Below are 26534 nucleotides of genomic sequence, written 5' to 3' on the forward strand. Positions count from 1 at the left end.
GCCCCCATCCACCCGCGGACCCGGACCATGCCCGCAGCCATCCGAACGGAACTCCTCAAACCCCTCAGCCCCATCCGGGAACTCTCGGAGGCCGGCCTGGAACAGCTGCGACAGCAGGTCCAGACCCGGGGACTGCGGGCCGGGGCCAAGTTCAGCCCCGCCGATGACCGGGATCACCTGCTCTACCTGGCGGCGGGGACGGTGAACCTGGTCCGGCGCGGCACACCCACCTCCGTGGACAGCCGATCCACCCGCGCCCACCTGCCCCTGTTCAGCGAGCGCGGCCAGGGGGAGTTCGCCGTGGCCGAGACCGACTGCGTATTGCTGTGCGTCGACAAGGAGGCCTTCGCCCGTCTGCTCAACGCCGAGCGCACCCGCGGCTTCGAGGTGGAGGACACCGAGACCACCACGGAGGAGGCGGCGATCCTGCAGCGGGTCTACGAGGCCACCACGCGCAACCGCCTGGAACTGCCCACCATGCCCGAGGTGGCCATGAGCATCCAGCGCCTGACCCGCGATCCGGATGCCGGCATCGACCAACTCACCCAGGTGATCCAGACCGACCCCTCGGTGGCCGGGGCCCTGATCCACGCCACCAACAGCCCCGTCTACCGCTCCACCAAGCGCATCACCAACATCCGCGAGGCCGTGGTGCGCCTGGGCTTTCGCACCACCGAACGGCTGGCCTTCAACCTGGCCATGCGGCACACCTTCTCCGGCGGCCCGCCCGCCGTGCGCCAGCGCATGAACCACCTCTGGCAGCACAGCGTGGACGTCTCCGCCATCGCCCATGTGCTCGCCCGCCATGTGCGCGGTTTCGAACCGGAACGGGCCCAGCTGGCAGGCCTGATGCACCGCATCGGCGCCATCCCCATCCTGCATCACGTGGCCCGCCAGGGCCTGGAGGTCTCCCCCGCCGCCCTGGAGGCCACCATCGACAAGCTGCACCCCCTCACGGGGGTGATGGTGATGAACTACTGGGGCATGGACCCGGAGATGGTCACCGTGGCGGAGCAATCCGAGCGGTGGCAGCGGGACCCCGCCCCGGAGCCGGACTACTGCGACCTGATCATCGTCTCCCAGCTGCTCAGACAGGGCCGGCAGGGGGACGGGCAGGACCTGCCCCGACCGGACCAGGTGCCCGCCTTCGCCAAGCTGAGCCTCGGCCCGCTGGAGGAGGACATGAACCTGGCGGTGCTGCGGGAGGCCGAGGAAGAGATGGCCATCATCCGACAGGTGCTCCATGGCTGAACGCATCGACCCCGCGATCCTGGACCGGCTCACCCCCGTGGCGGAGCTGGACCCCGCTGCCCGGGAACACCTGGCCCGCAAGGCGGTGTACCTGGAACTGGCCCCCGGCGAAAAGCTGCAGGCGGCCGATACCACCCGCTGGATGCTCTACCTGCTGGAGGGCAAGGTCAGTCTGTTCAGTGAGGGCCGCCCGCTGATCATCGAGGCCCATGGACCACGGGCACAACAGCCCGTCTTTGGCAGCGGACGGTTGCGGGAATACGCCACTGCCCTCACAGAAAGCCGCCTGCTGCGCCTCGACCGCAACCTCTACGAGACCCTGATCCGGCAACAGACGGAATCCGGCTACGAGATCCGGGAGACCCCCCTCAGCGAGATGGAGAGCGGCCTGTTCGGGGCCATCTACCAGCGCATCATCACCGGCCAGCTGGTCCTGCCCGCCCTGCCGGAGGTGGCCATGCGCATGCAGGCGGCCATGAACGACCCGGAGATCGACGCCGCCCGCCTGGCGCGCATCGTCCAGACCGACATGGCGGTGACCGGGGGGCTGCTCAAGGCCGCCAAGAGCGCCCGCTACGGGGGTAGCAGCCCCATCCACAACGTGCGCGACGCCATCGTGCGCCTGGGCTTTGACACCACCCGCCAGTTGGTGACCGCCATCGCCCTGAAGCAGGTCTTCCGCACCCAGATCCCCGCCATCCGGCAGCGCATGCACGCCCTCTGGGAGCGCAGCGTGCACGTCTCGGCCCTGAGCCACATCCTGGCGCGCCACGGCCAAGGCTTTGACGCGGAGCACGCCATGCTGGCCGGACTGCTGCATCAGGTGGGCATGGTGCCGCTGCTGGACGACCTGGCCCGCCTCCATCCGGATCTGCCCGAGGAGGAACGGGAGCAGATCCTGCAGCACCTGCACCCGGTGGTGGGGGAACTGGTGATCAACGACTGGGGTCTGGATGCGGACATCGTCCAGGTGATCTGCGAGGGCGGACGCTGGGACCGCAACGGGACCCGTCCCCCGGACTACTGCGACGTGGTGCTGGTGGCCCAGCTCTATTACCTGGCCCATTCCGGCGACGCCGCCCGCGGGGAGATCCCCCGCTACGACCAGGTGCCGGCCTACACCAAGCTGGGCCTGCCGGAGCCCGACCGGGAACTGAAACTGGACCTGTTCGAGGAGGCCCGGGAGGAGATCCGCGAGGTGCTGGATCTGCTCGGGGCCTCCACCGCCTGAAGGGGCGCCCTGCGCCACGGCGCCCCCTTGTCACCGCCGCCCCGGGCGGCACGAACATGGAATACGCCATGACCGAAACCACCCATAAGCGCCCCGCACGGGGCGAGAAGCAGCGGGCCGCCGAGAAGGTGGCCCGCATCCCGGTGAAGATCGACCCCACCCGGCGCCCGCAGCGCAAGCCCCCCTGGATCCGGGCCCGGGCCCAGGGGAGTGCGCAGGTGCAGCACCTCAAACGGGTGCTGCGGGACAGCCACCTGCACACCGTCTGCGAGGAGGCCTCCTGCCCCAACCTGGGGGAATGCTTCAGCCACGGCACGGCCAGCTTCATCGTCATGGGGGACATCTGTACCCGCCGCTGCCCCTTCTGCGACGTGGCCCACGGCCGCCCCGAGCCCCTGGACCCGGAGGAACCCATGAACCTGGCGCGCACGGTGCAGGCCATGGGCCTGCGCTACGTGGTCATCACCTCCGTGGACCGGGACGATCTGCGGGACGGCGGCGCGGGCCATTTCGTGGAATGCATCCGCCGCACCCGGGAGCTGAGCCCGCAGACCCGGGTGGAGATCCTGGTGCCCGACTTCCGCGGACGCATGGAACTGGCCCTGGAGGTGCTGGAGGAAGGCCTGCCGGATGTCTTCAACCACAACCTGGAGACGGTGCCCCGCCTCTACCGTCAGGCGCGGCCGGGGGCCGATTACGCCTGGTCCCTGCGCCTGCTCAAGGACTTCAAGGCCCGCCATCCCCACATCCCCACCAAATCCGGGCTCATGCTGGGTCTGGGGGAGACCTCGGAGGAGGTGGAGGCGGTGCTCCAGGACCTGCGGGCGCACGACTGCGAGATGCTCACCCTGGGACAGTACCTGCAGCCCACCCGGCACCACCTGCCCGTGGACCGCTACGTCACCCCCGAGGAGTTCGACCGCCTGGCCCGGGTGGCCTATGACCTGGGCTTCTCCCAGGTGGCCAGCGGCCCCATGGTGCGCTCCTCCTACCACGCGGACCAGCAGGCCGCCGCCTACGACGCCGCCCGCAAGGCAGGGGCCTGAAGCGGGTCATGGACGATCAGCAGCTCCTGCGCTATAGCCGCCAGATCCTGCTGCCCCAGGTGGGGGTGGAGGGCCAGCGCCGCCTGCAGGCGGCGCGGGTCCTGATCATCGGCCTGGGGGGGCTGGGCAGCCCGGCGGCCCTGTACCTGGCTGCGGCGGGGGTGGGCCGGCTCACCCTGGTGGACTTCGACCAGGTGGACCTGTCCAACCTGCAGCGCCAGATCCTGCACACCACCGACCGCATCGGCCAGCCCAAGGTGGAGTCGGCGCGGCAGGCCATCGCGGCAATCAACCCCCAGGTGGAGGTAAAGACGCAGGCACAGGCCCTGGAAGGGGCCGCCCTGGAGGCGGCCATGGCGGCGGCGGATCTGGCCCTGGACTGCAGCGACAACTTCGCTACCCGCTTCGCCGTCAACCGGGCCAGCGTGGCCACGGGCACGCTGCTGGTGTCGGCGGCGGTGATCCGCATGGAGGGCCAGCTCACGGTATTCGAACCGGGGGTGGCGGACAGCCCTTGCTATCACTGCCTCTACGGCGAGGCGGAGGAGGCGGAGGCGGAGGGATGCACCCAAACGGGGGTGCTGGCCAGCCTGCCCGGGGTGCTGGGCAGCCTGCAGGCCACCGAGGCCCTGAAGGCCCTTTTGGGGCTGCCCACCCTGCGGGGACGTCTGCTGCTGCTGGATGCCCTGGCCATGGAGTGGCGCACCATCCGCATCCGCCGCGATCCCGCATGCCCGGTGTGCGGGGCGCGCCCGGCGGGCTAGAACCGCTGCACCGGGCCGGGACGGATGGCCCGGCCTGGGGCCGGGCCGCACCTGCAGGCCTTAGAGTTTCCCTTTCAGCAGGTCGTTCACCTGCGCCGGATTGGCCTTGCCGCCGGTGCGCTTCATCACCTGCCCGACGAAGAAGCCGAAGAGCTTGTCCTTGCCTGCGCGGTACTGTTCCAGCTGCTGGGGATGATCGGCGATCACCTGATCAATGACCTGCTCGATGGCACCGGTATCGGTGATCTGCTTGAGCCCCTTGGCCTCGATGACGGTATCCGCGTCCCCCTCGCCGGCCCACATGGCCTCGAAGACCTCCTTGGCGATCTTGCCGGAGATGGTGTTGTCGTGGATGCGGCGCAGCAGGCCGCCGAGGGCCTCGGCGGTCACGGGGCTGTCGCCGATCTCCAGGCCATCCTTGTTCAGGGCGGCGGAGAGCTCCCCCATGACCCAGTTGGCCGCTGTCTTGGCCGGGCCCTGGCAGGCCGCCGCCACCGCCTCGAAGTAATCGGCCATCTCCCGGCTGGCGGTGAGCACACCGGCGTCATAGGCGGAGAGGCCGTACTGCTCCATGAAGCGGTGCTTCTTCTCGTCCGGCAGTTCCGGCAGGGTGGCCCGCACCGCCTCGATGAAGGCGGCGTCGATATCCAGGGGCAGCAGGTCCGGGTCCGGGAAGTAGCGGTAGTCGTTGGCCTCTTCCTTGGAGCGCATGGGGCGGGTCTCCCCCTGGTCGGGGTCGAACAGGCGCGTCTCCTGCACCACCGTGCCGCCCCCCTCCAGGACGTCGATCTGCCGCTCCACCTCGTAGTCGATGGCCCGCTCGACGAAGCGGAAGGAGTTGAGGTTCTTGATCTCGGTGCGGGTGCCGAAGGTGTCGCTGCCCCGGGGGCGCACGGAGACGTTGGCGTCGCAGCGGAAGGACCCCTCCTGCATGTTGCCGTCGCAGATCCCCAGGTAGCGTACCAGGGAGTGGAGCTTCTTCATGTAGGCCACCGCCTCCCGGGCCGAGCGCAGGTCCGGCTCGGAGACGATCTCCAGAAGCGGCGTGCCGGCGCGGTTGAGGTCGATGCCGGTCATGCCGTGGAAGTCCTCGTGCAGGCTCTTGCCCGCGTCCTCCTCCAGGTGCGCCCGGGTGATGCCCACGGTCTTGGCCTGGCCGTCCTCCAGCTCGATCTCCAACTGCCCGCGGGAGACCACCGGCAGTTCGTACTGGGAGATCTGGTAGCCCTTGGGCAGGTCCGGGTAGAAGTAGTTCTTGCGCGCGAACACGGAGCGGGGGGCGATGTCGGCCCCGATAGCCAGGCCCAGCTTCACCGCCATGCGCACCGCGCCCTCGTTGAGCACCGGCAGCACCCCCGGCAGCCCCAGATCCACGGCGCAGGCCTGGGTGTTGGGGGCGGCGCCGTAGGCGGTGGCGGCGCCGGAGAAGATCTTGGATCTGGTGGCGAGCTGGGCGTGGATCTCAAGCCCGATGACCGTTTCCCATTGCATATTCAATGCCCGGTAGAAGGGTGAGGAGTCGTGTTCGTGGAGGCGGCTTACTTGAAGCCGCCCGGCGCCATGCGGTGCCACTCGGTGCCCATCTGGTACTGATGGGCCATCCCCAGGAGGCGCGCCTCGTCGAAGTAGTTACCGATGAGCTGCATCCCCACGGGCAATCCGTCGGCCAGGCCAGCGGGCAGGGACATGCCCGGAAGCCCGGCCAGGTTCACGGCGATGGTGTAGATGTCCGAGAGATACATGCTCACCGGATCGTCCGTCTTCTCGCCGATGCGGAAGGCGGTGTCCGGGGTGGTGGGCCCCAACAGGACATCCACCTCCTGGAAGGCGCGGGCGAAGTCGTCGGCGATGAGGCGGCGGATCTTCTGCGCCTTGAGGTAGTAGGCGTCGAAGTAACCGGCGGAGAGGGCGTAGGTGCCCACCATGATGCGCCGTTTCACCTCGGCGCCGAAGCCCTCGCCGCGGCTGCGGGTGTAGAGATCCAGCAGGTCCTTGGGGTCCTCGCAGCGGTAGCCGAAACGCACACCATCGAAGCGGGCCAGGTTGGAGGAGCACTCCGCCGGGGCCACCACATAGTAGGCGGGCACGGCCAGCCCCGCGTTGGGCAGGTCCACCTCACGAAACTCCACCCCCAGGCCCTTGTAGTGGTCGATGGCCTCCTCCAGCACCCGGGCCACACCCGGGGCCATGCCCTCGCCGAAGAAGGGTTTCGGCAGGCCCACGCGCAGGCCCTTGACGGGACGGTCCAGGGCCGCCGTGAAATTCTCCTCGGGGCGCTCCAGGCTGGTGGAGTCGCGCCGGTCGAAGCCCGCCATGACGTTGAGCAGCAGGGCGCAATCCTCGGCGGTGCGGGCCATGGGGCCGCCCTGGTCCAGGCTGGAGGCGAAGGCCACCATGCCCCAGCGGGAGACCCGCCCGTAGGTGGGCTTGAGGCCGGTGATGCCGGTGAGGGCCGCCGGCTGGCGGATGGAACCGCCGGTATCGGTGCCGGTGGCCCCGGGGGCCAGCCGGGCCGCCACCACGGCGGCGGAGCCGCCGGAGGAGCCCCCCGGGACCCGTTCCGTGTCCCAGGGGTTTCTCACCGGGCCGTAGTAGCTGGTCTCGTTGGAGGAGCCCATGGCGAACTCGTCCATGTTGGTCTTGCCCAGCACGGGGCAGCCGGCGGCCTTGAAACGCTCCACCACACCGGCGTCATAGGGGGCAACGAAGTTGTCCAGCATGCGCGAACCGCAGCTGGTGCGCACCCCTTCCGTGCAGAAGATGTCCTTGTGGGCCATGGGCACACCGGTGAGCGCCCCGGCCCGGCCCTGGGCGCGGGCGTCGTCCGCCGCGCGGGCGGCCTCCAGGGCCTGTTCCGCGGTGACGGTGATGTAGCCGTTGAGGGCATCGTCCAGGGTCTCGATGCGCCGCAGGTAGTGTTCGGTGAGCTCGACACTGGAGACCTCCCTGGCCTGGAGGGCGGCGGCGAGTTCGGCGATGGTCTTCTCGTGCATGGGTCGTTCCGTTGTCGGGGCTGGGGTCGTCGGGGTCACACCCTGGGCGGTGCCCTCACTCGATCACCCGGGGCACCAGGTACAGGCCCGCCTCCACGGCCGGGGCGATGGCCTGGAACCGGTCGCGCCGGTCGGGCTCGTTGGGTTCGTCCGGGCGCAGCCGCTGGGAGGCCTCCACCGGATGGGCCATGGGGGTCACGCCTTCGGTATCCGCCGCGTCCATCTGCTCCACGAAGGCCAGGATCCCGGACAGTTCCCGGGCGTAGCCCTCCAGGTCCTCCGGGCGCACCGCCAAGCGGGCCAGATGGGCGATCTTCTCCACTTCGTCGCGGGACAGGGACATGGAAATGCTCCGAACGTGCTCAAGGGCTGGACAGGCGGGATAACGTAGCACAAGTCCCGCCTTGCCCAAAGCGTAGCGGCATTGCTAGAGTTACCGCTTTCGCAGGCGTCGCCACACCGGATCCCATGCTCAGCCGCATCCTCGGTCTTCTCTCCAACGACATCTCCATCGATCTCGGAACTGCCAACACGCTGATCTACATGCGGGGCAAGGGGATCGTCCTCAACGAACCGTCGGTGGTGGCCATCCGCCAGGACCGGGGGCCGGGCGGGCCGCGTTCCGTGGAGGCCGTGGGCATCGCCGCCAAGAAGATGATCGGCCGCACCCCCGAGAACATCCAGGCCATCCGCCCCATGAAGGACGGCGTCATCGCCGACTTCACCACCACGGAGAAGATGCTGCAGCACTTCATCCGCAAGGTGCACCACCATCGCATGTTCCGCCCCAGCCCGCGGGTGCTGGTGTGCGTGCCCTGCGGCGCCACCCAGGTAGAACGCCGCGCCATCCGTGAGTCCGCCGCCGGCGCCGGCGCCCGCCGCGTCTATCTCATGGAGGAGCCCATGGCCGCCGCCATCGGCTCCGGCATCCCGGTGGACGAGGCACGGGGCTCCATGGTCCTGGACATCGGCGGCGGCACCTCCGAGGTGGCGGTGATGTCCCTCAACGGCATCGTCTACTCCGCCTCGGTGCGCATCGGCGGCGACACCTTCGACGACGCCATCACCGCCTATGTGCGCCGCAACTACGGCATCCTCATCGGCGAGGCCACCGCCGAGCGCATCAAGCACGAGATCGGTTCCGCCTATCCGGGCAAGGAACTGGAGGAGATCGAGGTCAAGGGCCGCAACCTGGCCGAGGGGGTCCCCCGCGCCTTCACCCTCAACAGCAACGAGATCCTGGAGGCCCTGCAGGAACCCCTGCACGGCATCGTCAGCGCCGTGCGCACCGCCCTGGAACAGACCCCGCCGGAACTGGGTTCGGACGTGGCCGAACGCGGCATCGTCCTCACCGGCGGCGGCGCCCTGCTGCGGGACCTGGACCGCCTGCTCATGGAGGAGACGGGCATCCCCGTGGTGGTGGCCGACGACCCCCTCACCTGCGTCGCCCGGGGCGGGGGCAAGGTACTGGAGATGATCGACGAACACGGGACCGACTTCCTGTCGCTTGAATAACGCCGGGAGGAGGATCCGCCATCAAACAGCCGCTCTTTAACCTGGGGCCCTCCCCGGCGTTACGGCTGGTCCTCTGTGCCGCCCTTTCCCTGGTCCTCATGACCCTGGACCATCGTCACCAGCACCTCCAGGAGTTGCGCTCCGCCCTGGCCACCCTGGTCTATCCCGTGCAATACGCCGCGGACCTGCCGCTGCGCATCGGCCGCTGGACCTCCGAGCAGTTCACCACGCATCAGACCCTCATCGCCCGCAACGCCCGCCTGCGGGCGGAGAACCTGCGCCTGCAGGGGCGGATGCTGCGCTTCGAGGCACTGCAGGCGGAGAACGCCCGCCTGCGGGCCCTGCTGGACACCTCGTCCCGGGTGCGCGAGGAGGTGGTGATCGCCGAACTCCTGTCCGTGGACCTGGACCCCTTCCGCCAACAGGTGGTGCTGGACAAGGGCCGGGTGCACGACGTCTATCCGGGACAACCGCTGATCAATGCCCAGGGGGTGGTGGGACAGGTGCTGGAGGTGCACCCGATGCACAGCATCGCCCTGCTCATCTCCGACCCCAGTCATGCCCTCCCGGTGCGCATCCAGCGCACGGGACTGCGCACCCTGGCCATGGGCACGGGCAATCCCAAACGCCTGGAACTGCGCTTCATCCCCCCCAGTGAAGACGTGCGCGTGGGGGATATGGTGCTCACCTCCGGCCTGGGCGGGCGCTTCCCGGCGGACTACCCCGTGGCCCAGGTGGTGCATGTGGAACGCCCCGAGGGGGCGGAATTCGCCGTGGTCCAGGCCCGCCCCCTGGCCCGCCTCGACCGTTCCCGGGAGGTGCTGCTGCTGTGGAGCCGGCGGCAGGAACAGGCCCCGGAGCCGTCATTGGAGGGGGCCTCCCCGGCCCGCACCCCGCAACCGGGATCTGCCCCACCCACCGAGGCGGATCCGCAGGGGGGTGAACCGCAAGGGCAAGGAGAAGGCGATGCCTAACCCGGCCGCACCGCTGCTCGCCATCCCGGCCACCCTGGTCCTGGCCCTGGGGCTCATGATCATGCCCCTGCCGGAATGGCTCAGCCCCTGGCGCCCGGAGTGGCTGGCCATGGCCGTGCTCTACTGGAACATGGCCCTGCCCCGCCGCGTGGGCGTGGGCACGGCCTGGATCGCCGGCCTGCTGCTGGACGTGGCCCGGGGGGCCCTACTGGGACAGCACGCCCTGGCCCTGGCCCTCATCGCCTGGATCGCCATCCGCCTGCACCAGCAGGTGCGCTTCGCCCCCCTGTGGCAACAGGCCATCACGGTGGGGGGGATGCTGGCCCTGTACCTGCTGGTGATCCTGTGGGTGGATGGCATCACCGGTCATGAACCCGGCACCTGGCGCTACTGGGCCCCCCTGCTCACCAGCATCCCCTGCTGGCCCCTGGTCTTTGTCCTGCTGCGGGGGGTACGCCGGCGCTGGTGCCCCCAGCTGGCCTGAGGCCGGCACTCAACCACCCGGCTCCTGGCCCATGCCCTCCAACTGCTGGCGAAACGCCTCGCAGGGGTCGGTGACGCGCACCCGCGGCGTGAACCAGACGATATCGTACCGCCCCTGCAGGGTATCGCCGTAATTGGCCATGCGTCTGCGGTCTTCGGAGACCTCCAGGAAGCCCAGGCTCAGCACCCCGTCCCCGGGCAGATAGAACGGCACCCCGTAGTCGCGACGGACATGACCGTTACCGGCGATGAGCACGGCGGGCCGGACCGCCAGGGTTTGCAGGGACTGGGCCATGACCGCGTCCCGGGCCCGTTGGGCCTGCACCATGCCGCCCACCCGATGCGTGGGCAGATAGCCGCAGTGGGCCTCCTGGATGTCCTGTACCAACTGCCGGCCGGCGGCCGGCAGGGGCCGGTCCAGACCCAGCCGATGGACCGCCTCCGCACCCAGCACCGCCTCCGCCCCCTCCCGGGCGATGCGCGCCGCCCGGGGTGCGGACAGGTTGGCCGCCACCAGGGGCCGATCGTGATCCAGGACCCACTGCACCAGGGGGCGGTACAGGGGCCAGGGCCAATGGCGTGCCGCCACCTCCAGTTCCCGTCCCAGGCGCTCGGCCTCCCGCACCCCCTCGGCGCGCATGCGCTCGATCCGCGGCTGCTGCTCCCGGTCGAAGATCTCGAAGGCCACGCCGGGCCCTTCCCCCGCCCCCCGGGCAAGCCATTGCAGGACCTGGCCGTGGAGACGGTGATGGTCCGGGTTGTCGTGCACCTCCCCCAGGAGCACGTACGCGGCACCCTGCAGGTGCCGGCGCAGGTCCTCCCGGGACAGGGTCCGAGCCTGCTCCACGGACCAGATGCGGCCCACCAGGGGATGATCCTGCAGATGCGGGGCCTCCCATTCACTGGCCGGTGCGGGCTGCAGCGCCAGGATCGCCGCCAATGCGACAGCCGCGAACAGGGCGAGGGGTCTGCGGGACATGGGGCCTCCGGGGCTGGTACGGGGGGCGGTGGACGGTATACTGTCGCCCGCCCGCCGGGACGGTCAAGCGGCCCGGCCACACCCACCCAGACCCGCCGGAGTCCCCATGACACCGCCCATCCCCCCTGCCCCTAAAGGCACCGTCTGCCCCACCGGGAGGCGCTGAACATGGAAGCCCCCCGGTTCATCGACCAAGGAGGCGCCCTCCAGGCCCTCTGCGCCCGCCTGCAGAAGGCCCCGTGGATCGCCCTGGACACGGAATTTTTGCGGGAGAAGACCTATTACCCGCGCCTCTGCCTGGTGCAGGTGGCCACCGAGGAGGAGGTGGCCTGCATCGACCCCCTGGCCCTTAAGGACCTCGCCCCCCTGACCGCCCTGCTCCAGGATCCGGCCATCCTCAAGGTGCTGCATGCCGGTGCCCAGGACCTGGAGATCTTCTTCCACCGGGATGGTCGCGTCCCCACCCCCGTCTTCGACACCCAGGTGGCGGCGGCGCTTCTGGGGCACGGGGACCAGATCGGCTATGGCCGTCTGATCCAGGCGGTGCTGGGGGTGGAGCTGGAGAAGGGGCATTCCCGCACCGACTGGAGCCGCCGCCCCCTGGAACCGGAGCAGCTGCGCTACGCCGCGGATGACGTGCGGTACCTGGCCCAGGCCTATCCGCGCATGCGCGAGGCCCTGGAGGCCAAGGGGCGCCTGGCCTGGCTGGAAGAGGACTTCCGCCGCCTGGAGGATGCCGGCAGCTACCGGCCGGACCCGGAGACGATCTGGCAGCGGGTCAAGGGGCTCAACACCCTGCGCCGGCCCCGCCAGATGGCGGTGGTGCAGGACCTGGCCCGCTGGCGCGAGCAGGAGGCCATGCGCTGCGACCGCCCCCGTCGCTGGCTGCTGCAGGACGAGGTGATCCTGGATCTGGCCCGCCGCCAGCCCCAAGACCTCCAGACCCTGGCGAAGGTGCGCGGCCTGGCGGAGGCCACGGTACAGCGCCACGGCGAGACCCTGCTGGGTCTGATCCGCGGGGCGATGGCGCGCCCCCAGGAAGACTGCCCCACCCCGCCGTCCCGCGGCGGCCGCCCGGATGCCCAACAGGAGGCCCTGGTGGACGTGGCCATGGGGCTGCTGCGCCACCAGGCCCTGGCCAACGACATCAGCCCCGCGGCCATCGCCACCCGCAGGGATCTGGAGGCCCTGGTGGCGGGAGACCCCCGCTCACCGCTGTTACGGGGCTGGCGGGCCCGCCTGGCGGGGGATGCCCTGCATGCCTGGCTGCGGGGCGAGACCCGACTGGAGGTGGCCTCGGGCGCCCTCACGGTCACCCCCCGTCATTGATCCCGTATGGGGGCAATCGACCCAACGGATGGTGAACTACGGTCCCCATGCGGGTTAGACTGGCCGCTCATTCAAAAAGAGCAGTTGGAGGCACGGCCGCATGCAGATCGGCAGCAACAAGGTGGTGAGCATCGATTACAAGCTCACCGATGACGAAGGCCGGGTGATCGACGATTCCTCCGAACGGGGCCCCCTGGACTATCTCCACGGGGCGGGCAACATCATCCCGGGCCTGGAACAGGCCCTGGAGGGGAAAGAGGAAGGCGAGCAGGTGCAGGTACGGGTGGAGCCGGCCGATGCCTACGGCGAACGCGATGAGGAGATGATCCATACCCTCCACCGCGACCAGTTCCAGGGCGTGGATGAGCTGGCGGTGGGCATGCAGTTCCAGGCGGGCACCGAGAACGGGGGTGCCCAGATCGTGACCATCACCGCCATCAACGGCGACGATGTGGTGATCGATGCCAACCATCCCCTGGCCGGCACCCCGCTCAACTTCGATGTGAAGGTGCGGGGCATTCGTGAGGCCAGCGAGGAAGAGGTGTCCCACGGCCACGTGCACGCGGACGAAGGCTGACAACCGACACAACCCGTGTGTCAGGGGCCGCAACGGTCCTCCATCCCCAATCAAAAAGGGCCCCGCCTTGCGGCGGGGCCCTTTTTCATTCCCTCGTTTTTTTCAATCCCTTGCGGTTGCGGCGAAGACCGTGCTCAGCCTTCCACCGTGACATTGACCGCCTGCAGGCCCTTGGGACCCTGCTGCACTTCGTAGTTCACCCGCTGGCCCTCGGCCAGGGTCTTGAAACCGTCGGCCTGGATCGCCGAGTAATGCACGAACACGTCGGCACCGCCATCCGCAGGGGCGATAAACCCGAAGCCCTTCGTTTCGTTGAACCACTTCACAGTACCGGTAGACATGAATCCTAACCTCAATCTTCTCTTTCAGATGAATACAGCTCCATGCAGCGTGCCTGTGCCGACGTAAAACGCACAACTCATTCCGCTACACGCGATGCAGTCTAGCCGCTTCGGGTCCGTCATGCCATAGCAGAAGCGGGACAGCGGGGACCGCCCCCCCCGGAAAACCCCTTCCCAGCCATCGTTTTCCCTTTCTTTTCATCGTATTAGCCGGCAAGGGAATTTTTCCCGGCAAGCGCCGCCATGGCGCTGCCGAAGGGGTTCACAGCGGCCCGTAGACACCACGACCCCGGTTCTGCAGGCGGCCCTGGCGCTTGAGATAGGAAAGGGTCTGGCTGATGTTGCGGGCCTCCAGCCCACGGGACTCCAGCTCCGCCCTGATCTGCCGGGTGTTCATCTCCCCCTTCTCCTGCAGCAGCTCCACCACCTTGCGGCTGAGATTGGTGCTGCTGCCATTGGCGCGGCGGGCGGGGGACCGCCTGCGGCCGCCCCCGAGGCGTTTGATCTCCTTGTCCAGGGCCGCCAGCTCGGCCTTGTGCCGGGCCACCATCTCGCGGCGCTGGGCCATGAGCTCCTCCAACTTCTCCCGCCGTTCCTGCTCGATCTTTTCCCGTTCCTCTTCCTCACGGCGGCGGGCCAGTTCGTAGAGTTCCTGGGCCGAAAGATTCTCCAATGCCTGATTCATATCTGTCTATCTCCCCATGGATCCTTCGTGAAAGACGCAGAACGCAGACCGGAAGGTCTCCCCGGAAATACATTTCACCCGGCGCATTCGCCATCGTATTCCCTATGGCCCACTGCCGGGAAAATCAACCGCATCAGCCAGGGGCGATGATTCGCATTACCATGCCTACGTCCTACAGCAAAAACACGATCCATTTTATTTTTGGCGAGAAATCATACAATGTCAAAGTCGATTCAAAAAGGATATGGACACGGGGAACCCCGGCGCACGCATGAACAATAAAAACAATGGATGCGCAGCGCCTTTTGGGGCATCGCTTTGCGGCCTGGAAACAAAAACCCTCTGAACCGGGATGCCCTTATGGGACTACATGGAGAAAGGAATGACGCAAAGTCCTGCAACCCGACCGGGGACACAGGACCCTGCATTGCGTCTCCCGGGACGGGCGTTCAGAATCACCGCTCCCGATTCCGCAAGACATCCCGCCAGCACACGAACCGATGCCCCTCGACGACGCACAGCAGCAGGCCATCCGCGATGCCGTACAGGCGTTCTACCGCAGGGCAGGGCCCCATTACGGGGTGGACCCGGCCCCGCCGGCGGTGCGCTTCGATCTGCGCGGCCGGGCCGCAGGCCAGTGGCGGGTGCTGCGCGGGGAAGAGGCCCTGCGCTTCAATGCCCATCTCTTCGCCATGGACTGGGCACGGCAGTTCCCCGATACGGTGGCCCACGAGGTGGCCCACAGCATCATCTACCGGCGTTTCGGCCTGGGGCGGGACCGGCGCCGCCCCCACGGGCCGGAATGGCGGGAGGTGATGCAATGGCTGGGATTCGAGCCGCGGGTGACCCACGACTCCGACCTCAGGGGGGTGCCGGTGCGCCGCACACGGCGCTATGCCTACCGCTGTGGCTGTCAGGTGTACGCCCTGGGGGCCCGGCGGCACCGCTCCGCCCAGTCGGGGGAACGGATCTACTACTGCCGCCGCTGCGGCCAGACCCTGGTCTACGCCCCGGAGGCGGAGCTGCCGGAGGACGCGGCCTGAGGGCCCAAGGGGGGGCGAAGGCGCCGATTCAGCCGCCGCCCTCCTCCAGGGCCTCCCAGCGGGCGTAGGCCTCGGCCAGGGCCCGCTCCTTCTCCTCCATGGCCGCCTGGGTGGCGGTGATCTCCTCCCGGGGGCGTTGATAGAAGGCCGGGTCCCCCAGGGTCTGCTGCAGGGCGGCCAGTTCCGTCTCCAGGGCCTCGATGCGCCCCGGCAGGGCCTCCAGTTCCCGCTGGTCCTTGTAACTGAGCTTCTGCGCCGGGCGGCGCGGGGCCTGGCCTGCGGGGGTTGCCTCCTTCCCGGCGGCATCCCCACCCGGGGGGGCCTTGGCGGCAGGGGCCCCGCCGTTCCCCTCGGGGGGCGACGGGGCCTTGCCGGCGCTGCGGGCGCGCTGGCGCACCCAGTCACTGTACCCCCCCACGGATTCCTCGAAACGCCCGTCGCCGGCCCAGGCGAGGACGCTGGTGGCCACATTGTCGAGAAAGGCCCGGTCGTGGCTCACCACCAGCACCGTGCCCGGGAACTCCACCACCCGGGCCTCCAGCATCTCCAGGGTCTCGGCGTCCAGGTCGTTGGTGGGTTCGTCCAGCACCAGGACATTGGCGGGACGGATGAAGAGCTTGGCCAGGAGCAGGCGGTTGCGCTCGCCGCCGGAGAGGGCCTTCACCGGCTGCCGGGCCCGGGCGGGCTCGAACAGGAAATCCTGCAGGTAGGAGAGCACATGGCGGCTCTCCCCGCCTACGTCGATGCGGTCGCGGCCCTCCCCCACGTTGTCTACGACGCTGGCCTCCTCGTCCAGGGCGGCGCGGTGCTGGTCGAAATAGGCCACCTCCAGGCGGGTGCCGCGGCGGATGTGGCCGGCATCGGGCTCCAGCTGGCCCAACAGCAGGCGCAGCAGGGTGGTCTTGCCCGCGCCGTTGGGACCGAGGATACCCACCTTGTCCCCCCGCAGGATGAGGGTGGAGAAGTCCCGGATCACCGGTTTGCCTTCGAAACCGAAGGACACCCCCTCCGCCTCCACCACCATGCGCCCGGTATCCCCGGCGGACTGCAGGGTGAGCCGGGCGCTGCCCTGACGCTCACGGCGCTCGGCGCGCTCGGCCCGCAGGGCCTTCAGGGCCCGCACCCGGCCCTCGTTGCGGGTGCGGCGGGCCTTGATGCCCTGGCGGATCCAGGCCTCCTCCTGGGCCAGCTTCTTGTCGAAACGCTCGTTCTGGCGCGCCTCCGCCTCCAGGGCCTCGGCCTTGCGCCGCAGATAGGTGTCGTAGTCCCCGGGCCAGCTGGTGAGGTGTCCCCGGTCCAGTTCCACGATGCGGGTGGCCAGGCGGCGCAGGAAGGCGCGGTCGTGGGTGATAAACAGCAGGCTGCCCTCGAACCCCAGCAGGAAGGATTCCAGCCACTCGATGGCCTCCACGTCCAGGTGGTTGGTGGGCTCGTCCAGCAGCAGCAGGTCCGGCTCCGTCACCAGGGCCCGGGCCAGCAGGACGCGGCGCTTGAGCCCCCCGGAGAGGGCGGAGAATGTCGCCTCCGGGTCCAGTCCCAGGCGCGAGAGCACCATCTCCACCCGTTGCTCCCGGTTCCAGCCGTCGGCGGCCTCCAGTTCGTTCTGGCAGCGTTCCAGGGCGGAGAGCTGGGCCGCGTCGGCCCCCTGCTCCATGGCCCGCACCAGTTGGTGGTAGCGCCGCACCAGCGCCCCCAGGGCCCCCAGGCCATCGGCCACCACGTCGAAGACGCTGCCCTCCAGCCCCCCGGGCACGGCCTGTTCCAGCCGGGCCACCCGCAGGCCTTCGCCGCGCTCGATCTGGCCATCATCAGGGGGGATCTCGCCGCTGATGACGCGCATCAGGGTGGACTTGCCGGCGCCGTTGCGGCCCACCAGGCAGACCCGCTCCCCCGGCTCGATGCTCAGGTCCACCCCGTCCAGCAGGGGCGGATGACCATGGCTGAGCTGGATGTTGCGCAGGACCAGTGACGGCATGACGGGATCCGGGATGATGAACTGGACGCCCATTGTAACCCGAGGGCGGCCCGGGCCTCGCGGAGGGATGCGGGCAACCTGTTAAAATGCCCGCATATCCCATTGCGACGGAACCACCCCGTGAAACTCACGCCTTCCGAATACCGGCTGTGGAGAAACAAGTGCATCACCCTGCTGGGGATGTCCGGTGTGGGCAAGACGCGGCTCGCCCATCTGCTGCGCCGCGCCCACTGGTTCCACTTCTCCGGCGACTACCGCATCGGCAGCCGGTACCTGGACGAGCCCATCCTGGACAACATCAAGCGCCAGGTGATGCATATCGAGTTCCTGCGGGACCTGCTGCGCTCGGACTCCATCAGCATCGTGAACAACCTCTCCGTGGACAACCTGCAGCCGGTATCCAGTTTCCTGGGCAAGCTGGGCAACCCGGAGCGGGGCGGGCTCTCCCTGAAGGAATTCAAGCGCCGCCAGCGCCTGCACCACGACGCCGAGGTGGCGGCCATGCGCGATGTGCCCGAGTTCATCCGCAAGGCCCACGAGATCTACGGCTACGACCATGTGGTCAACGACGCCGGCGGCAGCGTCTGCGAGCTGGAGGACCCCGGGGTCATGGAACTGCTGGCGGAGCACTCCCTGATCATCTACATCAAGGCCACGGAACGGGATGAGCAGCAACTGATGCAACGGGCGGAGGAAAGCCCCAAACCCCTGTTCTACCGGGAGGACTTCCTGGACCGGGAACTGGACATCTATCTCCGGGAGAACCACCTGGACTACGTGGCCCAGATCGACCCGGACGCCTTCGTGCGCTGGATGTTCCCGCGCCTGTTCCGCGACCGCCTGCCCCGCTACGAGCGCCTGGCGGAGCAGTACGGCTACACCATCACCACCGATGAACTGGCCCGGGTGCGCAACGAGGCCCAGTTCAACCAGCTGATCGAGCTGGCCCTGGAACGGCGGCCGGACTGAACGGCCGCCCCGACCCCAGACCGGATCCACACCATGCCCCTTGTCGCCCACACCCCGCTACCCACCTTCCAGCGCCTGAAGCAGGAGGGCCAGACCGTCCTCACGGGGGACTACGCCCTGCGCCAGGACATCCGCGCCATGCACATCGGCCTGCTGAACATGATGCCGGACGCCGCCCTGGCGGCCACGGAGCGCCAGTTCTTCCGGCTGGTGGGGGAGAGCAACCAGATTGCCCAGTTCTACCTCCACCCCTTCACCCTGGACGCCCTGGAACGGGGCCCCAAGGGCCGGGAACACGTGCAGCGCTTCTACGAACCCTGGGAGAAGATCCAGGAAGAGGGCCTGGACGCCCTGATCATCACCGGCGCCAACGTCACCCAGGTGGACCTGTCCCTGGAGCCCTTCTGGGAGCCCCTGATCGAGGTGATCGACTGGGCCTACGAGAACGTCACCTCCACCCTGTGCTCCTGCCTGGCCACCCATGCGGTGATGCAGTTCCGCTACGGACAGACCCGCCGGCCCCTGGGCTTCAAGCGCTGGGGGGTCTATCCCCATCGGGTGGTGGATCGGGCCCACCCCCTGGTGGCGGGGGTGAACACCCGATTCGACGTCCCCCATTCCCGCTTCAACGAGATCTCCCGGGAGCAGTTCGAGGCCGCCGGGCTGAAGGTGCTGGTGGAGAGCGAGGAGGCCGGGGTGCACCTGGCGGTAAGCGAGGACCAGTTCCGCATCGTCTTCTTCCAGGGGCATCCGGAGTACGACATCATCAGCCTGCTCAAGGAATACAAGCGGGAGGTGCGCCGCTACGCCGAGGGCGGCCGTCCGGACTACCCGCCCATCGTGCAGAACTACTTCACCCTCAAGGGCGAAGCCATCCTGGAGGAATACCGGGAGCTGCTGAACTGCGCCCTGGCCCGGGGGGAGACCCCGTCGGAATTCCCCGAGGGGCTGCTCATCGAGCAACTGGACAACACCTGGCACGACACCGCCGAGGCGGTGATCAACAACTGGATCGGCAACGTCTACCAGTCCACCCACATCGACCGCAAGAAGCCCTTCCGCGACGAGGTGGATCCCCAGGACCCCCTGGGACGGCGGCACGGCGCCTGAACCCCGTCCCCCAACCCACAAGGAACCCGCAGCAAGCGCCATGACGGACACCACCGCCCACGCCCCCCATCCCCCCCATCCGCCGCGGCCGGTGGTGGAGCTCTACGAGGCCATCACCGGCGACGAGGATGCCCGCGTCTGCAAGGACATCCCCGAATCCGCCTGCCGTGTGCAGCCGGCCAGCTTCTTTATCCACCTGATCTCCAACACCGCCACCAAGATCGGCGACGAGCTGGCCAGCGCCAAACTGGTACTGGCCTGGCTCATGGCGGCCCTGGGGGCACCGGCGGCCCTGGCGGGCCTGCTGGTGCCCATCCGCGAGGCGGGGGCCCTCATGCCCCAGTTGCTGGTGGCCGCCTTCATCCGCCACGCCCCGGTGCGCAAGTGGTTCTGGATCTGGGGCAGCATCGGCCAGGCCCTGGCGGTGGCGGGCATGGGCCTGACCGCCCTCACCCTCACCGGGGCCGCCGCCGGCTGGGTCCTCGTCGCCCTCACGGTGGTGTTCGCCCTGGCCCGGGGCATGAGCTCCGTGGCCTCCAAGGACGTACTGGGCAAGACCATCAGCAAGCAGCGCCGCGGCACCCTCATGGGCTACGCCTCCGCCGCCGCCGGGGCCGTCACCCTGCTGCTGGGGCTATGGCTCACCCTGCAGGGCGGTGCCGATGCCGATGCGGGATTCTTCGCGGTCCTGCTGCTGGCGGCGGCCGCCCTGTGGCTGCTGGCGGCGGCCGTCTTCACCACACTGCAGGAGGAGCCCGGGGCCACCGGGGGCGGCGGCAACGCCCTCACCGAAAGTCTGCGCTCCCTGGGCCTGTTGCGTACGGATGCCCCCTTCCGGCGTTTCGTCCTCACCCGCGCCCTGCTCATGAGCACGGCCCTGGCCCAGCCCTTCTACGTCATGCTGGCGCAGCAGCAGGGGGACGGCGGTCTTGCGGACCTGGGGCTGCTGATCCTGGCCACGGGACTGGCGGGGACCCTGAGCGCCCCCATCTGGGGCCGCCTCTCCGACCGCTCCAGCCGCCGCGTGCTCATGGCCGCCGGCACCCTGGCGGGAGTGCTCGGGGTCGCGGTCTTCCTGCTGGTGAACCTGGGGGTGCCCTGGGCCCTCAGCCCCTGGGCCTTCGCCGCCTTTTTGCTGATCATGGGCATCGCCCACGCCGGTGTGCGCCTGGGGCGCAAGACCTACCTGGTGGACATGGCCACCACCGAGACCCGCGCCGCCTACACCGCCGTGAGCAATACCGTCATCGGGATCCTGCTGCTGGCGGGAGGGGTCTTCGGCCTGGTGGCCCAGCTGGCGGGCACCGCCACGGCCATCCTGGCGCTGTCGCTCCTCGCCCTGGCGGGGGCCGTCAGCGCCGCGCGTCTGGGGGAGGTGCAGCAGGACTGAAAACGGTTCACCCGGGCGGCGGCAACCAGCGCGCCAGGGCCCCGCGCAGCAGGCGGATGACGCCACGGCGGCCGTGCACCCGTGCATGCCGTGCCACCGCGTCCCAGTCCCGGTGCTGCAGCACGCGCATCACCAGGGCATCCCGCTCACACGCATCCAGGGCCGCGGCCCGCGCCGGATCCGACAGGCCCCAGGGCACCGCTACCGCCAGTTCCGGCAGGCAGGCCTCGAAGACGCGCTGGTCATGGGCAAACCCCGCCAGGGCCCGGGCCTGGTCCGGGTCCGGCGGCGCCACCGCCGCGCCCCGCCAGAGTCCGGCGGCCAGGGCCGGTTCCATGCCCGCCAGGGGGTCCGCCAGCAGGGGGGCCAGGGCACGGGCGAAGCGCTGCCGGGCCGCGGTGGCCAGCCCCTCCCCGGCGGGGGTCAGCGGGCGCAGCACCGTCACCCCCCAGCCGCCGCTGCTCACCTCCGGCTTCACCCCCACGCGCACCGGCGCGAAGCCCTGCCCCCGCCAGAAGGCCAGCAATTTCGCGCTCGCGCCGAAGGAGGCCCCCACGGCATCCGCCCCGGCATCCCCGGCCCGCTGCACCACCGCGGCCAGCAGCCGCCCACCCAGGCCCCGGCCCTGCAACCCCGGGTGCACGGCGATGCGCACCACCCGGTGATAGCGCAGCCGCCCCGCATCGGGGGCCAGCCCGCCGTGCAGGATCAGCCCCACCGGCAACAGGTGTCCCCGGGGCCGGCGCCGCCCCGCCCACACCTGCCGGCACAGGTCCGGCTCCAACCCCCCCTCCCGAGCCACCAGGGCCACGGCCGCCACCGCCCCTCCCGACCACAGCACCGTGGTCTCCATGGCCGCATCCTCCAGCAGGCGCTGCAGGTCCGAGGGGCGGGTACGGTAGTGGGCCAGGGCCAGCAGGCCGTACACCGCCTCCAGCAGGGCCTCGTCCCCGGCCAGGCGCTGCGGGGACAGGCGCTCCACCCGCCCCTCTGCCACCGGCGGCACCTCCCGGGGCCGTGCCCCCAGCAGCAGCAGGCGCTCCAGCAGGGCCTCCAGGGGATCCCCCGCCGCCCAGCGCACCGGCCGCTCCAGGTGAAGGAAGCGGGTGCCGGGGAAACGCCGGTACAACAGGGGGCAAAAGCGGGCGGCAAAGCCCTGGCCCGTACCCTCGTAGCCATGCAGCGTGGTGGTGAAGGCGATGCGGCCATGGGCGTCCAGCAGGCGCTGCAGCCACTGCACCGGGATCCCCCCCGCCTCGTCCACCAGCACCAGTTCCGCCGGGACCCGGCTGGCGGCCTCCGGGGGCAGGTATTCCATGTGCCCGCCGGGACCGGTGAGGGGCGCCGTCTCCCGGCGGCCCTGCCCCGGCGGCAGGGCCGCCCGCGCCCGTTCCAGTACCGGGGCCACGGCCGTCAGGCGCGGCGCGGTGAGCACCATGCGCAGGGGCGGCCTTCCCCCGGGGCGGGCGCGGGCCAGCAGGCGTCCGGCGGCGATCCCCAGGGCCGCCGACTTGCCCCGCCCCCGATCGGCGGTGAGCACCAGGGGGCGTCCGCCCCGCCCCCGGGAGAGGCGTTCCAGGGCCGCCACCGCGCGGCGCTGATCCGGGGTGAGGCAGCCGTCCCGATCGGGCTGGATGGCCCCCGGCGGGGTCCCGGGCAGCGGCAGGGGGGTGTCCCCGGGGGCCGCCTCCAAGGCCGCCTCCAGGATGCGGCGCATGCGCCGGCCGAAGGGGGATGACAGGCCGGCGACCGGCAGGATCAGCAACAGCACCCCGCCCCCGCACAGGGCCCCGGCGGCGGCCCCGAGGGCATCGGGGGCGATGCCTTCGGCGGCGTCGAACACCAGGGCATCCAGACTGCGCCCCAGGAGGGTGTCCGCCTGGGGCGGCGGGCAGACGGATACGGGCAGGTGTGCGGGCGGCGCCATCCCCACCCAGGCGGCCCGCTGCGTATGCGCCAGCTGCCGGCACCAGGCCGCCGCCCGGGCGCGGGCCGTCTCTGCCGGGCCGCGCAGCCAGACCAGGCGGCGGTGGGCCGGATCCCCGGCGGGGAGGAGGCGGATCTCGTCAGACGGCATGGGGCGGTTCCGATCCCGGGGCGCGGGTCAAGGGATATGCGGCGTTTCCGGGGGGCGCCATCGACCGTTCGTCGGAAAGAGGCCGATTCATCGTCCCCGGGACAAAAAATGTGAATCGGTTATGGCTTCTGCCCTGGGGGCGGCGTATAGTCGGTCCTGCAGGGGTTGCGGGTTTCCCGTGGCACCGGGGGCAAGCCTCCGTGCGCGACCCGACATCCGGACGCCTGCGCATAGTGTATCTTTTTCATCGAGGTAATACGCAGTGCTGACCGGTACCGTGAAGTGGTTTAACGAAAGCAAGGGATTTGGGTTCATTACGCCGGATGATGGGGGCAAGGACGTGTTCGTCCATTTCTCCGCCATCGACGGCGGCGGCTTCCGCACCCTGGCCGAGGGGCAAAAGGTGTCGTTCGACACCCAGACCACCCCGAAGGGCATGGCGGCGGCCAACGTCAAGGCCATCTGACCCCGACCCCCGGGTCCGACCGAATTTGAGTGGAAGCAAACCCCGCCATCGGCGGGGTTTTCTTTTTTTCGCCCCCCGCCCTTCAGGAGGCGGTGAGCAGCTTCTCGATCTCGGCGAAGCTCTGCACCGGCCCCTCGGCGGAGATCTCCACCCCCAACTGGCGCCCGATCTGGGTGAGGGAGAACAACCCGCGCAGGACCTCATGCCGGTCCTCGTCGTGCTCCACCACCAGGGCATGCTGCCGTCTCGACTCCCGCAGGGTGGCCACCACATCCCCCACCCGGGCCACCACCACGTCGAAGTGATCCAGCACCGTGAGCTCGGCCCGGGGGGTCATGACGTGCTGCACCTGGAGCTCCCCATGGGTGATGCGCTCGCCGGAGACCACCTGCACCGGCTTCTCCCCCAGGATGTCCCGCGCCGTCACCACCCCCTGCACCCGGTCCTCCGGGGTGACGACGATGAGCAGGCGCACCCCGGTGTGGATCATCTTCTGCAGGGCGGTCTCCATGGGGGTCTCGGGGGAGACGGTCATGGCCTCCACGCGGCGCAGGTCGGTCATGACGTCCGTGGCCGGGTCCTCCAGGGTCACCCGCAGCGGCAGGCCCTGGCGGTAGCGGTGGACGAGGACATCGTCGGAGACGGGATGGGACGGGATGGATTCATAGCGCGCGGTCATGGCAAGCCTCCTTCGCAACGATGTACGGCCCGTGGGGCCGCAGGTCTCCCCTCAGGCCCCGCGGCCCATGAGCCGCGCCAGGGCCGCGCCGGGATCCGGGGCCTTCACCAGGGCCTCCCCCACCAGGAAGGCCTGCACGCCGGCCCGGCGCATGCGCTGCACGTCCTCCGGGGTATGGATACCGCTCTCGGTCACCAGGAGCCGGTCCGCAGGCACCCGCTCCACCAGGTCCAGCGTGGTCTCCAGGCGCGTCTCGAAACTGCGCAGGTCCCGATTGTTGATGCCGATGAGTTCGGCGTCCAGGGCCAGGGCCCGTTCCAGCTCGGCGGCGTCATGGGTCTCCACCAGGGCGTTCATGCCCAGTTCGTGGGCCAGCATGAGCAGGTCCTTCAGGTTCACGTCCCCCAGGGCGGAGACGATGAGCAGGATGCAGTCGGCCCCCATCACCCGGGCCTCGTAGACCTGGTAGGGGTCGATGATGAAGTCCTTGCGCAGCACCGGCAGGCCGCAGGCGGCGCGGGCGTCTTCCAGATGGGCCTCGTGCCCCTGGAAGAAGTCGTGATCGGTGAGCACCGACAGGCAGGTGGCCCCCGCCCCCTCGTAGGCGCGGGCGATGGCCGCCGGGTCGAAGTCCGGGCGCAGCACCCCCTTGCTGGGGCTGGCCTTCTTGATCTCGGCGATGACCGCCGCCTCGCCGCCATGGATGCGGTCCCGCAGGGCCTGGAGGAAGGGGCGCACCGCCGGGGCGGCGTCGACGAAACGGGTGAGCTCCTCCAGGGGGGTGCGGCGGCGGCGCTCGGCCACCTCCTCCCGCTTGCGGGCCAGGATCTTCTTGAGGATGTCGGGGGTGTCGGTCATGGCTGGGGGATTCCGGGTTGCCGGGGGATCACGGCCTGAAGCTGCGGGAGAAGGAGGCCAGTTGCTCCAGCCGGGCGGCGGCGGCGCCTTCGTCGATCACCTGCGCGGCCCGGCGCACGCCCGCCTCCATGGACTCGGCCAGCCCGCTGACGTAGATGGCGGCGCCGGCGTTGAGCAGGACGATGTCCCGCGCCGGTCCCGGCTGGCCGGCGAATACGCCCCGGATCAGGGTCAGGCTCTCGTCGGCGCTGTCCACCCGCACCGCATCCAGGGGGGTGCGCGCCAGGCCGAAGTCCTCGGGGGCAATGATGCGACTGCTCACCCGGCCGTCGCGCAGTTCCGCCACCCGCGTGGGGGCGCCGATGCTGATCTCGTCCAGGCCGTCCTCGGCGTGCACCACCATCACGTGGCGGCTGCCCAGGCGTCCCAGCACCTGGGCCAGGGGCTCCAGCCAGTGGGTGCTGAAGACACCGAGGACCTGGTTGGGGGCCCCCGCCGGGTTGGTCAGCGGCCCCAGGACGTTGAACAGGGTGCGCACGCCCATCTCCCGGCGGGGGCCGACGGCATATTTCATGGCGCCGTGGTGATGCGGTGCAAACAGGAACCCCACCCCCACGCGGTCGATGCACTGGGCCACCGCCTCCGGATCCAGCTCCAGGTTCACCCCGGCGCTCTCCAGGACATCGGCGCTGCCGGAGCGGCTGGAGACGGAGCGGTTGCCGTGCTTGGCCACCCGCCCGCCGGCAGCGGCCACCACGAAGGCGGCGGCGGTGGAGATGTTGAAGGTGCCGGAGGCATCCCCGCCGGTACCGCAGGTGTCCACCAGGTGCTCGGGGGAGACCTCCACCTTCGTGGCCAGCTCGCGCATGACCGCGGCGGCGGCGGCCACCTCATCCACCGTCTCTCCTTTCATGCGCAGGCCCACCAGGAAGGCCCCCATCTGCGCCGGGGTGGCCTCCCCGGTCATGATCTGGCGCATGACCTGGGTCATCTCCGGGCCGGTGAGATCCCGGCGCTCGGTGACCGCGCGGAGGGCTTCCTGCATGTTCATGGGCGGGGATGGCCTCTTTCGTGATCGTTTCCGGGATTGTCAGCGGCCCCGTGCGGGCGGTCAACCACCGCGGGGATGCGCAGGAAGTTCTGTAACAGCTCGTGGCCCTGGCGGGTGAGGATGGACTCGGGGTGGAACTGCACCCCCTCCACCGCCCATTCCCGGTGGCGCACCCCCATGATCTCGTCCAGTTCCCCCTCCGGGGTCTCGGTCCAGGCGGTGACCTCCAGGCAGTCCGGCAGGCTGGCCCGGTCGATCACCAGGGAGTGGTAGCGGGTGGCCTCCAGGGGGTTCTCCAGGCCCTGGAAGACGCCGAGATCCCGGTGGTACACCGGCGAGGTCTTGCCGTGCATGATCCGGCGGGCATGGACGATGCGCCCGCCGAAGACCTGGCCGATGCACTGGTGGCCGAGGCAGACCCCCAGCAGCGGCACGCGCCCGGCGAAGCGGCGGATCACCTCCATGGAGATGCCCGCCTGATCCGGGGTGCAGGGGCCGGGGGAGAGGACGATGCGCTCCGGCTGCAGGGTCTCCACCGCCTCCACGCTGAGGGCGTCGTTGCGATGCACCTCCACCTCCGCCCCCAGTTCCCCCAGGTACTGCACCAGGTTGTAGGTGAAGGAGTCGTAGTTGTCGATCATCAACAGCATGGGCGCGGCATCCTCGGCCGATGGGCGGCGACGATAGGGCAATACAGGGCATTACCGGATTCATATCACAGGGCCAAGGGACGGGTCATGCCCGGCCT

At 69.7% G+C, this 26534-nt stretch carries 26 protein-coding genes; 14 read left to right on the forward strand and 12 right to left on the reverse strand.

The window, feature by feature from the left end; genetic code table 11:
- Nucleotides 1-27: 27 nt before the first annotated feature.
- The 4 genes from BM214_RS09945 (at nt 28) to BM214_RS09960 (ending at nt 4292) form a co-directional block, all read left to right on the forward strand.
- Nucleotides 28-1251, forward strand: a complete 1224-nt coding sequence (locus BM214_RS09945; RefSeq protein ID WP_090486472.1) for an HDOD domain-containing protein — start codon at nt 28-30, stop codon at nt 1249-1251.
- Nucleotides 1244-2482: an HDOD domain-containing protein gene (locus BM214_RS09950; protein WP_090486474.1), complete on the forward strand. Its 1239-nt coding sequence runs from the start codon at nt 1244-1246 to the stop codon at nt 2480-2482. The genes BM214_RS09945 and BM214_RS09950 overlap by 8 nt, the downstream gene beginning before the upstream one ends.
- Before the next feature lie 68 nt (nt 2483-2550).
- Nucleotides 2551-3528 (forward strand): lipoyl synthase, encoded by a 978-nt coding sequence (gene lipA / locus BM214_RS09955; protein ID WP_090486477.1) that lies wholly within the window; start codon nt 2551-2553, stop codon nt 3526-3528.
- A gap of 8 nt (nt 3529-3536) precedes the next feature.
- A complete protein-coding gene (locus BM214_RS09960) occupies nt 3537-4292 on the forward strand; it encodes a HesA/MoeB/ThiF family protein (protein WP_090486480.1) in 756 nt (251 codons plus the stop codon).
- A 60-nt stretch (nt 4293-4352) separates the two neighbouring features.
- Here BM214_RS09960 and gatB read toward each other — a convergent pair whose 3' ends face one another.
- Genes gatB through gatC form a run of 3 tightly spaced genes read right to left on the reverse strand, consistent with a single transcriptional unit; the run spans nt 4353 to nt 7628 of the window.
- Nucleotides 4353-5783, reverse strand: coding sequence for an Asp-tRNA(Asn)/Glu-tRNA(Gln) amidotransferase subunit GatB (gatB, locus tag BM214_RS09965; RefSeq protein WP_090486483.1), 1431 nt, complete (start codon nt 5781-5783; stop codon nt 4353-4355).
- 47 nt (nt 5784-5830) lie between these two features.
- Nucleotides 5831-7285, reverse strand: coding sequence for an Asp-tRNA(Asn)/Glu-tRNA(Gln) amidotransferase subunit GatA (gene gatA, locus BM214_RS09970; RefSeq protein ID WP_090486486.1), 1455 nt, complete (start codon nt 7283-7285; stop codon nt 5831-5833).
- A 55-nt stretch (nt 7286-7340) separates the two neighbouring features.
- The gene (gatC, locus tag BM214_RS09975; protein ID WP_090486489.1) at nt 7341-7628 is read right to left on the reverse strand and encodes an Asp-tRNA(Asn)/Glu-tRNA(Gln) amidotransferase subunit GatC; all 288 of its coding nucleotides are present in this window, start codon (nt 7626-7628) and stop codon (nt 7341-7343) included.
- 125 nt (nt 7629-7753) lie between these two features.
- On the opposite strand from gatC, the gene BM214_RS09980 reads away from it, so the two are divergent.
- The 3 genes from BM214_RS09980 to mreD are packed head-to-tail and all read left to right on the forward strand — an operon-like array spanning nt 7754 to nt 10258.
- Nucleotides 7754-8800 carry a rod shape-determining protein gene (locus BM214_RS09980; protein WP_090486492.1) on the forward strand — a complete coding sequence of 349 codons (1047 nt, stop codon included), beginning with the start codon at nt 7754-7756 and terminating at the stop codon, nt 8798-8800.
- Nucleotides 8797-9774 carry a rod shape-determining protein MreC gene (mreC, locus tag BM214_RS09985; RefSeq protein WP_090486495.1) on the forward strand — a complete coding sequence of 326 codons (978 nt, stop codon included), beginning with the start codon at nt 8797-8799 and terminating at the stop codon, nt 9772-9774. The genes BM214_RS09980 and mreC overlap by 4 nt, the downstream gene beginning before the upstream one ends.
- Nucleotides 9767-10258: a rod shape-determining protein MreD gene (gene mreD, locus BM214_RS09990; protein WP_090486497.1), complete on the forward strand. Its 492-nt coding sequence runs from the start codon at nt 9767-9769 to the stop codon at nt 10256-10258. The genes mreC and mreD overlap by 8 nt, the downstream gene beginning before the upstream one ends.
- Before the next feature lie 9 nt (nt 10259-10267).
- On the opposite strand, the gene BM214_RS09995 is transcribed toward mreD, so the two are convergent.
- Nucleotides 10268-11236 (reverse strand): ChaN family lipoprotein, encoded by a 969-nt coding sequence (locus tag BM214_RS09995; protein ID WP_090486500.1) that lies wholly within the window; start codon nt 11234-11236, stop codon nt 10268-10270.
- 168 nt (nt 11237-11404) lie between these two features.
- On the opposite strand from BM214_RS09995, the gene rnd reads away from it, so the two are divergent.
- Nucleotides 11405-12565, forward strand: coding sequence for a ribonuclease D (gene rnd, locus BM214_RS10000; protein WP_090486503.1), 1161 nt, complete (start codon nt 11405-11407; stop codon nt 12563-12565).
- A gap of 100 nt (nt 12566-12665) precedes the next feature.
- Nucleotides 12666-13142: an FKBP-type peptidyl-prolyl cis-trans isomerase gene (locus BM214_RS10005; protein WP_090486506.1), complete on the forward strand. Its 477-nt coding sequence runs from the start codon at nt 12666-12668 to the stop codon at nt 13140-13142.
- A 134-nt stretch (nt 13143-13276) separates the two neighbouring features.
- On the opposite strand, the gene cspE is transcribed toward BM214_RS10005, so the two are convergent.
- The gene (gene cspE / locus BM214_RS10010; RefSeq protein WP_090486509.1) at nt 13277-13483 is read right to left on the reverse strand and encodes a transcription antiterminator/RNA stability regulator CspE; all 207 of its coding nucleotides are present in this window, start codon (nt 13481-13483) and stop codon (nt 13277-13279) included.
- Between the two features lie 262 nt (nt 13484-13745).
- Nucleotides 13746-14168: a hypothetical protein gene (locus BM214_RS10015; RefSeq protein ID WP_090486512.1), complete on the reverse strand. Its 423-nt coding sequence runs from the start codon at nt 14166-14168 to the stop codon at nt 13746-13748.
- Nucleotides 14169-14668: 500 nt separating this feature from the next.
- Here BM214_RS10015 and BM214_RS10020 point away from each other — a divergent pair, with 500 nt between their 5' ends.
- Nucleotides 14669-15211: a SprT family zinc-dependent metalloprotease gene (locus BM214_RS10020; RefSeq protein ID WP_090486515.1), complete on the forward strand. Its 543-nt coding sequence runs from the start codon at nt 14669-14671 to the stop codon at nt 15209-15211.
- Between the two features lie 28 nt (nt 15212-15239).
- Here BM214_RS10020 and BM214_RS10025 read toward each other — a convergent pair whose 3' ends face one another.
- A complete protein-coding gene (locus BM214_RS10025) occupies nt 15240-17186 on the reverse strand; it encodes an ATP-binding cassette domain-containing protein (RefSeq protein WP_090486592.1) in 1947 nt (648 codons plus the stop codon).
- Between the two features lie 120 nt (nt 17187-17306).
- On the opposite strand from BM214_RS10025, the gene BM214_RS10030 reads away from it, so the two are divergent.
- The 3 genes from BM214_RS10030 to BM214_RS10040 are packed head-to-tail and all read left to right on the forward strand — an operon-like array spanning nt 17307 to nt 20655.
- The gene (locus BM214_RS10030; RefSeq protein ID WP_090486518.1) at nt 17307-18155 is read left to right on the forward strand and encodes an ATPase; all 849 of its coding nucleotides are present in this window, start codon (nt 17307-17309) and stop codon (nt 18153-18155) included.
- Nucleotides 18156-18188: 33 nt separating this feature from the next.
- A complete protein-coding gene (gene metA / locus BM214_RS10035) occupies nt 18189-19265 on the forward strand; it encodes a homoserine O-succinyltransferase MetA (protein WP_090486521.1) in 1077 nt (358 codons plus the stop codon).
- Between the two features lie 40 nt (nt 19266-19305).
- Nucleotides 19306-20655 (forward strand): MFS transporter, encoded by a 1350-nt coding sequence (locus tag BM214_RS10040; RefSeq protein ID WP_090486524.1) that lies wholly within the window; start codon nt 19306-19308, stop codon nt 20653-20655.
- A gap of 7 nt (nt 20656-20662) precedes the next feature.
- On the opposite strand, the gene BM214_RS10045 is transcribed toward BM214_RS10040, so the two are convergent.
- Nucleotides 20663-22732: a GNAT family N-acetyltransferase gene (locus BM214_RS10045; RefSeq protein ID WP_090486527.1), complete on the reverse strand. Its 2070-nt coding sequence runs from the start codon at nt 22730-22732 to the stop codon at nt 20663-20665.
- A 262-nt stretch (nt 22733-22994) separates the two neighbouring features.
- On the opposite strand from BM214_RS10045, the gene BM214_RS10050 reads away from it, so the two are divergent.
- The gene (locus BM214_RS10050) at nt 22995-23198 is read left to right on the forward strand and encodes a cold-shock protein (RefSeq protein WP_090486530.1); all 204 of its coding nucleotides are present in this window, start codon (nt 22995-22997) and stop codon (nt 23196-23198) included.
- A gap of 82 nt (nt 23199-23280) precedes the next feature.
- Here the strand turns inward: BM214_RS10050 and BM214_RS10055 are convergent, their stop codons facing one another.
- From BM214_RS10055 to BM214_RS10070, 4 genes are read right to left on the reverse strand one after another with little or no spacing between them, the layout of a single operon-like run.
- Entirely contained in the window at nt 23281-23877 is a 597-nt protein-coding gene (locus BM214_RS10055; protein WP_090486533.1) for a CBS domain-containing protein, read from the reverse strand.
- 51 nt (nt 23878-23928) lie between these two features.
- Complete coding sequence (trpC, locus tag BM214_RS10060) at nt 23929-24735, reverse strand: indole-3-glycerol phosphate synthase TrpC (protein ID WP_090486536.1); 807 nt, start codon at nt 24733-24735, stop codon at nt 23929-23931.
- Between the two features lie 28 nt (nt 24736-24763).
- A complete protein-coding gene (gene trpD / locus BM214_RS10065; protein ID WP_090486539.1) occupies nt 24764-25786 on the reverse strand; it encodes an anthranilate phosphoribosyltransferase in 1023 nt (340 codons plus the stop codon).
- Complete coding sequence (locus BM214_RS10070) at nt 25783-26436, reverse strand: anthranilate synthase component II (protein WP_090486542.1); 654 nt, start codon at nt 26434-26436, stop codon at nt 25783-25785. Before BM214_RS10070 ends, trpD begins: the two co-directional genes overlap by 4 nt.
- Between the last annotated feature and the right edge of the window lie 98 nt (nt 26437-26534).

This window comes from Ectothiorhodospira mobilis, from assembly GCF_900114895.1.
GTDB classification, from domain to species: domain Bacteria; phylum Pseudomonadota; class Gammaproteobacteria; order Ectothiorhodospirales; family Ectothiorhodospiraceae; genus Ectothiorhodospira; species Ectothiorhodospira mobilis_A.

Coding starts and splice junctions, on each gene's coding strand:
- BM214_RS09995 (WP_090486500.1), bottom strand. CDS start 11,236: ATGTCCCGCAGACCCCTCGCCCTGTTCGCGGCTGTCGCATTGGCGGCG.
- trpD (WP_090486539.1), bottom strand. CDS start 25,786: ATGAACATGCAGGAAGCCCTCCGCGCGGTCACCGAGCGCCGGGATCTC.
- rnd (WP_090486503.1), top strand. CDS start 11,405: ATGGAAGCCCCCCGGTTCATCGACCAAGGAGGCGCCCTCCAGGCCCTC.
- BM214_RS09960 (WP_090486480.1), top strand. CDS start 3,537: ATGGACGATCAGCAGCTCCTGCGCTATAGCCGCCAGATCCTGCTGCCC.
- BM214_RS10025 (WP_090486592.1), bottom strand. CDS start 17,186: ATGCCGTCACTGGTCCTGCGCAACATCCAGCTCAGCCATGGTCATCCG.
- trpC (WP_090486536.1), bottom strand. CDS start 24,735: ATGACCGACACCCCCGACATCCTCAAGAAGATCCTGGCCCGCAAGCGG.
- metA (WP_090486521.1), top strand. CDS start 18,189: ATGCCCCTTGTCGCCCACACCCCGCTACCCACCTTCCAGCGCCTGAAG.
- BM214_RS10045 (WP_090486527.1), bottom strand. CDS start 22,732: ATGCCGTCTGACGAGATCCGCCTCCTCCCCGCCGGGGATCCGGCCCAC.
- mreD (WP_090486497.1), top strand. CDS start 9,767: ATGCCTAACCCGGCCGCACCGCTGCTCGCCATCCCGGCCACCCTGGTC.
- cspE (WP_090486509.1), bottom strand. CDS start 13,483: ATGTCTACCGGTACTGTGAAGTGGTTCAACGAAACGAAGGGCTTCGGG.
- BM214_RS09950 (WP_090486474.1), top strand. CDS start 1,244: ATGGCTGAACGCATCGACCCCGCGATCCTGGACCGGCTCACCCCCGTG.
- BM214_RS10040 (WP_090486524.1), top strand. CDS start 19,306: ATGACGGACACCACCGCCCACGCCCCCCATCCCCCCCATCCGCCGCGG.
- BM214_RS10070 (WP_090486542.1), bottom strand. CDS start 26,436: ATGCTGTTGATGATCGACAACTACGACTCCTTCACCTACAACCTGGTG.
- BM214_RS10015 (WP_090486512.1), bottom strand. CDS start 14,168: ATGAATCAGGCATTGGAGAATCTTTCGGCCCAGGAACTCTACGAACTG.
- BM214_RS09945 (WP_090486472.1), top strand. CDS start 28: ATGCCCGCAGCCATCCGAACGGAACTCCTCAAACCCCTCAGCCCCATC.
- BM214_RS10005 (WP_090486506.1), top strand. CDS start 12,666: ATGCAGATCGGCAGCAACAAGGTGGTGAGCATCGATTACAAGCTCACC.
- gatB (WP_090486483.1), bottom strand. CDS start 5,783: ATGCAATGGGAAACGGTCATCGGGCTTGAGATCCACGCCCAGCTCGCC.
- BM214_RS09980 (WP_090486492.1), top strand. CDS start 7,754: ATGCTCAGCCGCATCCTCGGTCTTCTCTCCAACGACATCTCCATCGAT.
- BM214_RS10020 (WP_090486515.1), top strand. CDS start 14,669: ATGCCCCTCGACGACGCACAGCAGCAGGCCATCCGCGATGCCGTACAG.
- BM214_RS10055 (WP_090486533.1), bottom strand. CDS start 23,877: ATGACCGCGCGCTATGAATCCATCCCGTCCCATCCCGTCTCCGACGAT.
- gatC (WP_090486489.1), bottom strand. CDS start 7,628: ATGTCCCTGTCCCGCGACGAAGTGGAGAAGATCGCCCATCTGGCCCGC.
- gatA (WP_090486486.1), bottom strand. CDS start 7,285: ATGCACGAGAAGACCATCGCCGAACTCGCCGCCGCCCTCCAGGCCAGG.
- lipA (WP_090486477.1), top strand. CDS start 2,551: ATGACCGAAACCACCCATAAGCGCCCCGCACGGGGCGAGAAGCAGCGG.